Raw genomic sequence first — 2617 nt, 5'->3', positions numbered from 1 at the left:
CGCGGCCGGGCTGGTGGTGGCGCTCGCCTGCCGCCTCGCGCCCTCGGCGCTCTCCAGCACCCTCGCGCGCCTGGCGAGCTCGGCTATGCGGTTCCCGGCACGGTGCTCGGCATCGGCCTGCTGAGCCCGCTCGCCGGCTTCGACAACATGGTGGACGCCACCCTGCGCCAGACCTTCGGCATCTCCACCGGCCTCCTGCTGTCTGGCTCGGGGGCGGCGCTGGTGCTGGCGCTCGCCATCCGCTTCCTGGCCATCCCGGTGGGCGGCATCGAGGCCGGCTTCGCCAAGCTCTCGCCCCATCTCGACATGGCTGCGCGCAGCCTCGGCGCGACGCGCGGGGCGACCGTCGCCCGCATCCATCTGCCGCTGCTGCGGCCGGCGCTCTCACCGCCGCGCTGCTGGTGTTCGTCGACGCCATGAAGGAACTGCCGGCCACCCTGCTGCTGCGGCCGCTGGGCCTGGAGACGCTGGCCACCCACATCTATGCCGAGGCGGCCCGCGGCACCTATGAGGACGGCGCCCTCGCCGCTCTTCTGATCGTCCTGGTGGGTCTCGGCCCGGTGATCCTGCTGGCGCGCCTGTCCGCCGCCGCGGCGCGCGCCAGCTCCGGCGCGCGCCCCCTCCCCGTCCGGTCCCCCGCGTCCCTGAGGACCGCCGGCGACCGGAGGTTCCGGAGGCCATCAAAGCGACACAGAGCCGGACAATCGTGCCGCCTCCTCCTGCCGTCGTCCGGGAGGCCCGCGCCGCTTCCCCGGCCCTGCGCCGCGCACGGCGCGACCCGTTCTGACCGATCGATGAGGCAATGCTGAAACTCGGCGCACCCACGCGACGCACCCTTCTGATGGCGTTTGGCACCTGCTGCGCCGTGGCGGCAGCAATCCTGATCGCGGCGTTCGCGCTGCCGCTCATGATCCCCGCCGAGGAGCTGCGCCGCGCCGCCACCCAGGCCATCACCGGCACCACCGGCCAGAAGGTGCGCATGTCCGGCGAGGCATCGCTGCGCCTGCTGCCCTATCCGCGCCTCAGCCTCGGCAAGGCCGAATTCCCGCTGCCGAAAGGCCAGTCGCTGGACGCCGAGAGCGTCGAGGCGCAGCTCCAGCTCTGGCCGCTCCTGTTCGGCAGCGTCGAGGTGTCGGACGTGACCCTCAACCGGCCGACCCTGATTCTCACCGGCGCCAGCGCCTTGCCCGCCATCGCGCTGGCGCCGCTGCTCGGCGACAAGGATCTGCCGGAGCTGCGCGTCGTGCGCGGAACCATCGCCCTGCGCGACGACGACGGCCTCACCCGGGAGCTGGTGAGCAACATTTCCGGCAGCCTCGACCGCATCCTCGACGGCAAGGGCATCGCCGTCGCCCTCGACTTCGCCTGGCGCGAGAAGACCATCTCCACCAAGCTGCTGATGGAGGATACGCCGGCCTTCATGGCCGGGCGGCCCACCGTGACCCGCGTGTCGCTGTCCGAGCGCGCCACCCGCGGCACCTTCCGCGGCGAGACGGCGCTGCTGCGCGAGGCCCTGGCCGCCGAGGGCAATCTCAGCCTCCAGACCGGATCTTTGCGCGAGGTCCTGGCGTGGCTCGGCCTCGACGCGCCCACCACGGGCGGCTTCGGCGCCTTCGGCCTCGCCGGCCAGCTGAAGGCCGACGGCCAGCAGATCGGGCTCTCCAAGGCGACGCTGGATCTCGACGGCAACCGCTCGGAGGGGGCGCTGCTGGTCAAGCTCGGCGGCGAGCGGCCGCTGATCCAGGGCACGCTGGCGGCCGACAGCCTGGATCTGACGCCCTATGGCCGCATCCGCTTCACCGATGCGGGCGGCCGGGAATGGGACCGGCGCACCATCGACCTCACCGCTTTGGAGCGGTTCGACCTCGATCTGCGCCTCTCGGCGGCGGCCGCCACCGCGGGAGACACCCGCATCTCCACCCTCGCCGCCAGCGCGGTTCTTTCGAGCGGCCGGCTCGCTCTGGCGCTGGGCCAGGCGAAGGTGTGGGACGGCCGCATCCGCGCCGCGGTGGTTCTCGCGCCACGCCCGGCGACGGTCGCCGGCGACCGGTCTGGCGCGGTGGTGCGCCTGGAGGCCGACTGCGCGGACGTCTCCTTGGAGCCGGCCCTGGATGACATCGCCGGCTTCCGCCGCCTGGAGGGCACCGGCGACATCACGCTCAATCTGGAAGGGGCGGGCCGCAGCATCCAGGACATCGCCCAGACCATCGCCGGCAGCTTCGCCATCTCCGGCGCCGATGGGGCGCTGATGGGCTTCGACGTGGCCCAGGTGCTGCACCGGATCGAGCGCCGTCCGCTCTCCGGCGGCGGCGACCCGCGGGGCGGGCGCACCGACTTCACGACGCTGGACGGCAAGATCACCATCGAAGGCGGCCGCGCCGACATCGAGAGCATGCGGCTCGAAGGCAAGCGGGTGCGCCTCTCGCTCGCCGGCACCGCCGGGATCGGCTCCCGCGACCTCGATCTCAAGGGCAAGGCGGCCCTCGTCGCGCCGGCCCAGGCGGCCGCGGACCAGGCGCCCGCCGACCTGCCCTTCGTGGTCCAGGGTCCGTGGGACAGCCCGCTGGTGATTGCCGACCCCCAGAGCCTGCTGCAGCGCTCGGGCGCGGCCCAGCCG

Annotated in this window: 2 protein-coding genes and 1 pseudogene; all 3 read left to right on the top strand. The window is 73.4% G+C overall.

Annotated features, from left to right (window positions below; all coding sequences use genetic code 11):
- A pseudogene (locus AC2W7M_RS23490) lies at positions 1-420 on the top strand (hypothetical protein); the annotation flags it as partial.
- Entirely contained in the window at positions 402-809 is a 408-nt protein-coding gene (locus tag AC2W7M_RS23485; protein WP_486135349.1) for a hypothetical protein, read from the top strand. The pseudogene AC2W7M_RS23490 and the gene AC2W7M_RS23485, both read left to right, overlap by 19 nt.
- 32 nt (positions 810-841) lie before the next feature.
- Positions 842-2617: AsmA family protein (locus AC2W7M_RS23480; RefSeq protein WP_486135347.1), on the top strand; the 1776-nt coding region annotated here is incomplete at its 3' end.

The sequence above is a fragment of the Xanthobacter sp. BG11Y11_SDJG genome (assembly GCF_057364445.1).
The sequence above is the reverse complement of the archived record's forward strand: the minus strand, read 5'-3'. Positions and strand labels throughout refer to the sequence as shown.